At 74.4% G+C, this 6,425-nt stretch carries 6 protein-coding genes; 3 read left to right on the forward strand and 3 right to left on the reverse strand.

From position 1 onward, the window contains the following. Window positions 1-127: 127 nt before the first annotated feature. The gene (locus AXW62_RS30130; RefSeq protein WP_236255756.1) at window positions 128-844 is read right to left on the reverse strand and encodes a GntR family transcriptional regulator; all 717 of its coding nucleotides are present in this window, start codon (window positions 842-844) and stop codon (window positions 128-130) included. 29 nt (window positions 845-873) lie between these two features. Further along, a complete protein-coding gene (locus AXW62_RS30135) occupies window positions 874-1,764 on the reverse strand; it encodes a dihydrodipicolinate synthase family protein (protein ID WP_060947297.1) in 891 nt (296 codons plus the stop codon). Between the two features lie 126 nt (window positions 1,765-1,890). On the opposite strand from AXW62_RS30135, the gene AXW62_RS30140 reads away from it, so the two are divergent. The 3 genes from AXW62_RS30140 to dhaL all read left to right on the forward strand — a co-directional run bounded on the left by AXW62_RS30140 (window position 1,891) and on the right by dhaL (window position 5,106). After that, window positions 1,891-3,261 carry an MFS transporter gene (locus AXW62_RS30140; RefSeq protein WP_060947298.1) on the forward strand — a complete coding sequence of 457 codons (1,371 nt, stop codon included), beginning with the start codon at window positions 1,891-1,893 and terminating at the stop codon, window positions 3,259-3,261. 91 nt (window positions 3,262-3,352) lie between these two features. Continuing rightward, window positions 3,353-4,348 carry a dihydroxyacetone kinase subunit DhaK gene (locus AXW62_RS30145; protein WP_060947301.1) on the forward strand — a complete coding sequence of 332 codons (996 nt, stop codon included), beginning with the start codon at window positions 3,353-3,355 and terminating at the stop codon, window positions 4,346-4,348. A 71-nt stretch (window positions 4,349-4,419) separates the two neighbouring features. Further along, window positions 4,420-5,106, forward strand: a complete 687-nt coding sequence (dhaL, locus tag AXW62_RS30150) for a dihydroxyacetone kinase subunit DhaL (protein ID WP_030824114.1) — start codon at window positions 4,420-4,422, stop codon at window positions 5,104-5,106. Between the two features lie 357 nt (window positions 5,107-5,463). Here dhaL and AXW62_RS30155 read toward each other — a convergent pair. Beyond that, window positions 5,464-6,425 (reverse strand): aminotransferase class I/II-fold pyridoxal phosphate-dependent enzyme (locus AXW62_RS30155; protein WP_060947299.1); only part of this gene is annotated, 962 nt, incomplete at its 5' end.

Genomic DNA, 6,425 nt, shown 5'->3' on the forward strand with positions numbered 1-6,425 from the left:
CGTCGGCCCGCCCGGCCGCCGNGCGGGACTCGGCCCCGCCGGCCGGCCGTCGACGCACCGCCCGGCCGGTCCGCCCCGCCCGCGGCGCGGCGACGTCGGTCCGGCGGGGCCGGGGAGCCCCCGGCGGTCAGTCGCCGGCCAGCGCGCCGGCGAGGTCCTCCACCGTCCACCGCTGCACCTCGTCGACGTGGAGCGCCGCGGCCGCCATGGCGGCCTCCGCGTCCCGGTCGAGCATCGCGTCGACGATCTCCAGATGGCGGCGGGTGGACCCGGCGATGCGGTGCGGGCCGGTGGCGCCCAGGACGCGCAGCCACTGGACGAACGGCTCGACCGAGCTGCGCGCCCGCACCAGGCGGGTGTTGCCCGCGTGCGTCACGATCAGGTTGTGCAGCCGGTAGTCGCTCGTGAAGAAGGGCTCGTAATCCCCCTCGTCGGCGTGGCGCTTGGCCGCCACGATCTCCTCGCGCAGCTCGCGCAGCAGCGCCTCGGGCATCGTCCGGGCCGACAGACCGGTCGCCACCCACTCGATGCCCTTGCGCAACTGGCACACCTCGACCACGTCGTCGGCCGTCGGCTGGACCACGAAGGTGCCCGACCGGGGGCGGGTGACGATGAGCTGGTCGTACTCCAGCCGGTTGAGCGCCTCGCGCACCGGCGTCTTGGACGTGCCGAACTCCTCGGTGAGGTCGTTGACGGCGATCCGTGAGCCCGCCTTCATCCGGCCGTGCACGATCCGGTGCCGCAGCACGCGGTAGATCTGGTCGGGCAGCTTCTCCACCACCACCCGCTGCTCGGGCGGGCCGAGCGGGGAGGCGGTCGGAGGGGGCGGGGTCGGGGGGTTCATCGGGCTCACCTTCTACGGTCGCGGTCCGGTCAAGGAGCCGTCAGCAGACCGGCCTTCCCCAGGGCGTCGGCGATGACGGCGCGCTCCTCGTCTGTCGCGGGAGTGAACGGGTGGCGCGGCAGACCGCCGTCGCGCCCCTGAAGCCTCAGGGCCGCCTTGAGCCTGGCCGGCAGGTTGGGGCCGTCGATCGCGCGCCAGACCCCCAGTATGACGTTGTGCAGGCGCAGCGCCTCGCGGTGGTCTCCGCGCCGGACGGCCTCCCACAGCTCCACGCTGAGCCGGGGGGTGACGGTGGGGATGGCGGCGAGCGCGCCGTGGGCGCCCATCGCGAACGCCGGGTAGTGCAGGTCGTCCAGGGCGGCGAGGATGGAGAAGCGGTCGCCGACCCGGTGCAGCAGATCGGCCAGCAGGTGGATGTCGCCGCCGCTCTGCTTGACCGCGACCACCTCCGGGACGTCGCCGAGCCGCTCGATGACGTCCACCGGCACCAGCGCCCAGGGCACCACGTTGTAGACCACGATCGGCAGCCCCACCGCCGAGCCGATGCGGCGGAAGTAGTCGACGGTCTGATCCGCGTCGGGGGCGAAGACGTAGTGGACCGGGGTGACCTGGAGGGCGTCCACCCCGGCCTCCTTCAGCGCCCGGCCGTAGCGGATGGCCTGCGCGGTGGAGTTCTGGATGACGCCGCCGATCACCGGGACCCGGCCGGCCACCTCCTTGACGACCCGGGCGCAGATCGCGGCGCTCTCCTCGGCCGACAGGGCGTGGCCCTCACCGGTGCTGCCGCATGCGCAGATGGCGGTGACCCCGGAGTCCAGCAGGTACTGGATCTCCGGGCCCAGAAGGTCCAGATCCACCTGATCGTCGGCGTCGAACGGTGTCACCACGGTCGAGATGATCCCGTGCAGATCGAGTGTCAACGTGTCTCCCTCGTGCGTCGACGGCCCCGCGAGCGCCGCCTGCCGTGATTCCGGAGTGCTGATCCCTGGACGGGACCTGTGACGGAAGCCTAGCATCTGGCATCTGGAATATCAGAGAGGACTAGGATGCTCACCCCTGCCTCAGCGTTGAGTCAGCAGGCGCTCCCCGACGCCGACCACACCGCCGCCCGCCGTGTCGCGGTCGCCAGTGCCCTCGGTACGACCGTCGAGTACTACGACTTCACGCTCTACGCCACCACCGCGGCCCTCGTCTTCGACCACGTCTTCTTCCCCTCGGTGAACGACGCGGTCGGCACCCTCGCGGCGTTCTCCACCTTCTTCGTCGGCTATCTCGCGCGTCCGCTCGGCGGCGTGGTCTTCGGCCACTTCGGCGACCGGCTCGGCCGCAAGACCGTCCTGGTGACCACCCTGCTGCTGATGGGCCTGGGCACCTTCTGCATCGGCCTGCTGCCGTCGTACGGCACCATCGGCATCGCCGCCCCGGTCCTGCTGGTCCTCATCCGGCTGATCCAGGGGCTGGGGATGGGCGGTGAGTACGGCGGCGGGGTGCTGATGGCGCTGGAGTACGCGCCGCGCGAGCGGCAGGGCCTGTACACCAGCCTGGTCCACATCGGGACCCCGGCCGGTGTGCTGCTGCCGGTCGGCCTGGTGAGCGTGCTCAGCGCCACCATGTCCGAGAGCGCCTTCGACGCATGGGGCTGGCGGGTGCCCTTCCTCGCCAGCATCGTGCTGGTCGGCCTCGGGATGTATCTGCGCGTCACCGTGAGCGAGAGCCCGGAGTTCCGCCGGCTGCGCGCCGAGCGCGAGGTCAGGAAGATCCCGCTGCGCGGGCTGGCCGACGGCCATCTGGCCTCGGTCGGCTGCTCGGTCATCGCCAAGATCGCGGAGAGCGGGCTGTTCAACGTCTACTACGTGGTGGCGCTCGCCTACGCCACGGACGAACTCGGTGTGGACAAGCAGCCGGTGCTGATCGCGATTCTCATCGCCTGTGCGCTGGAGTGTCTGACCCTCCCTCTGTTCGGCATGGTCTCCGACCGCGTCGGCCGGCGGCTGGTCTACGTGGCCGGGGCCGTCTTCCAGGCGCTGCTGATCGTGCCGTTCTTCCTGCTCGTCCAGACCCGCGACCCGGTCCTGATCACCCTGGCGATGACGCTGGGCCTGGCGGTCGGCCACGGGGCGATGTACGGCGCCCAGGGCGCGCTGTTCGCCAACCTCTATCCGGTCGCCCTGCGGTACACCGGTCTGTCCGTCAGCCAGCAGGTCGGCGCCACGCTGGGCGGGGGCCTGTCCCCTCTGGCGGGCACCGCGCTGATCACCGCCTTCGACGGGCGCCCGACGGGCGTGTGCCTCTACGCCATCGGCGTCGTACTGCTGTCGGGGGCGTGCGCCCTCGCCCTGCGCCGCGGTGACCACCGGCCGGTGCGGCGGCGCCCCGGCGGTGCGCCGGCCACCGATGCCCGCGCCGCCGCCGAATGAGCGCGTCGGGAGCCCTCCGCCGTTTCCCCGCACAATGAGCGCGTCCTTCAATCGTTCGCTGTCTCATCTCGTCATCAAGGAACTCACCACCATGCCGCGATACTTCGCCGACTCACCCGAGTCGATCGTCCCCGACGCCCTCGCCGGGTTCGCCGCCGCCCACGCCGACCTCGTCAGCCACCACCCCGACCACGGCTATCTGCGCGCCCGTGGCGGTTCCCCGGAGCGCCGGGTCGGGCTGGTCTCGGGCGGCGGTTCCGGCCATGAGCCCCTGCACGCGGGTTTCGTGGGCGCCGGGATGCTGGACGCCGCGTGCCCCGGCCGGATCTTCGCCTCACCGCACAACCGGCAGATCTTCGAGGCCAGTCGCGCCGTCGCCGGACCCGACGGCGTGTTGCACATCGTCAAGAACTACACCGGGGACCGCATCAACTTCGGCATCGCCGCCGAACGCCTCGCCCACGAGCACATACCCTGCGCCCGCGTCCTGGTGGACGACGACCTCGCCACCGACTCCGAGGACATCGCGGTGGGGCGGCGCGGCACCGGCGCCACCCTGATCGTGGAGAAGATCCTCGGCGCCGCCGCCGACGAGGGACGCGGGCTGGACGAACTCACCGCCCTCGGCGCCGAGGTGACCCGGCGGGCCCGCAGCCTGGCCGTCGCCTCGGCCGCCCACACCGCGCCCGGGTCCGGGTCCCCGGCGTTCGAACTCCCCGACGGGGTGCTGGAATTCGGCGTCGGCATCCACGGGGAACGGGCCGACGGGACCACCCCCGCGGTGCCGCTCACCCGTCTGGTGACGGCGATGACCGAGCGGCTGCTGGCCGCGCTGCCGGACGGCTCCCGGCGGGTGCTCGCCCTGGTCAACGGGCTCGGCGCGACGACCTCCCTGGAGCTGTACGGCATTCACCACGCCTTCACCAAGGCGCTGGAGGGCAGCGGCGTCACCCTCGACCGGTCCCTGACCGGCACCTTCGTCAGCGCCCTGGACATGCGCGGGTTCTCGCTGTCCCTGCTCGCCACCGACGACGAGCTGCTGCGGCTGTGGGACGCACCCGCCCGCACCCCCGCCTGGCCGCGGTGACCCGTCCGCGCCCCGCCGCCACCGCCGCGCACGCCGACCGCAGACCACCGATCCCCGAGGAGTTCTCCGCCATGCCGACCACACCCGACCCGCACCACCTCACCTACGACTCCACCGCGGCCTGGCTCCTCCGCTTCGCCGCCACGGCCGAATCCGTGGAGCCCGAACTGACCGCCCTCGACCAGCGGGCGGGCGACGGCGACTTCGGCACCAACCTCACGGGCGGGATGGCCGGGGTGCGCCGGGCGCTGGAAACCCTCTCCGACGCCCCCGCGGCCGACCGGGGCTCCCCCGCCGTACCGCTCGCCACGGCGGCACGGGTCTTCCTCGACGACGTGGGCGGCACCAGCGGCCCGCTGTTCGGCCTGCTGCTCCAGGAGCTGGCCGCCGCGGTCGCCGCGAACCCCGCGACCGCGGGCACCCGCGAGCTGGCCGCGGGCACCACCGCCGGGGCGGCCGCGATCCAGCGGGTCGGCGAGGCCGAGGTCGGCGACAAGACGCTGGTCGACGCCCTCGTCCCGGCCGCGCGGGCGCTCACCGCATGCGCCCAGGACACCGAGCCGGGGCAGGCGCTCCACCGGGCGGCGGTCGCCGCCCACCAGGGAGCCCGCTCTACCACCGACCTGCGCGCACGGCGTGGCCGCGCCAGCTACACGGGCGATCACGCCCGCGGTGTGCCCGACCCCGGCGCCATGGCCATCGCCCTGCTGTTCGCCTCGTACGACGACGCGCTCAGCGCGCTGAACCACCTGCCGTAGACCGGCGCCCCGGGCCCGGTGTCCGGTGGACCGTCGCGGGCCCCGCGGCACCGGGCCCCGCGCCCCCGGCCCCGCCGGGAGGCGCCCCCGCCCGGACGCCGCGGGCCACGCGGCTCAGCCGCCGATGCCACCGGCGCCGAGGTCCGGCGGACAGGGTCCGGCCGGGGCCTGTCGTCACAGGAGGCGCCCCGCTCCCGGCGCCTGGCACGGCACCTCGCCGCGTTGTCGCATCGCCCACGTACGCCCAAGTACGAGGGCGATGCTCCGCCTTGGCGAGGTTCCCCCGACTACCACTGGGAGGTGCCCCCGTACCAGACGCCGCTCGCGGCCGGACGCCCCTTCGACGACAGGCCCTGGCTAGTCGAGCCGCCCGGCCACCGTCACGCCCGTCGCCGCGGCCACCGCGTCGGCGACCGTCTCGATCTCGTCGGCGGCCAGCGGCGAGACCGTCAGCCGTACCCCGGGGGGCGAGGCCACCCGGAAGCGCGCCCCGGGGGCGGTCGCCCAGCCCGACGCCAGCAGCCGGGCGACGGCGCCGGTCTCGTCCGGGACCGGAACCCATACGTTCATCCCGCTCCGCCCGTGCGCGGCGATCCCCCGCTCCCGCAGCGCCCGCACCAGCGCCGCGCGCCGCGCGTCGTACGACGCCGCCACCGCCGCCGCGTCCACCGCGCCCGTGCGCCACAGCCAGGCCACCGCGTCCTGCAGCAGATGGCTGACCCAGCCCGGCCCCAGCCGCTGCCGGCCACGCACCCGGTCGAGGGTGACGGGGTCGCCGGTGAGCACCGCGAGCCGCAGATCGGGACCGTAGGCCTTGGCGGTGGAGCGGACCAGCGCCCAGTGGTCCGTGCCCCCGGCCAGCGGGCGCAGCGGCAGGTCCACGATGCCGTGCCCGTGGTCGTCCTCGATCAGCAGCACGGCCGGATGGCCGGCGAGCACGGTCCGCAGTTCGCGGGCGCGGGGCTCGCTGACCGCCGCGCCGGTCGGGTTCTGCGCCCGGTCGGTGACCACCAGGGCCCGCGCCCCCTGGGCCAGCGCCTGCTCGACCCGCTCGGGCAGCGGGCCGTCGTCGTCGACGGCGACCGGGACGGCGCGCAGTCCGAGCGCCGGGATCAGGTCGAGCAGACTGCCCCAGCCGGGGTCCTCCACCGCGACCGCGTCCCCGGGCCGCAGATGCGCGGCCAGCACCCGCTCGATCGCGTCGAGCGCGCCGGAGGTGACGGCGACGGGCCCGGCCGGCACTCCGTCCGCGTCGAGGGCGGCGCGGGCGAGCCCGGCCACCTCGGGGACGACGTCCGGCGCGCCGTACAGCGTCGGGC

The sequence above is a fragment of the Streptomyces hygroscopicus subsp. hygroscopicus genome (genome assembly GCF_001553455.1).
Classification (GTDB): domain Bacteria; phylum Actinomycetota; class Actinomycetes; order Streptomycetales; family Streptomycetaceae; genus Streptomyces; species Streptomyces hygroscopicus.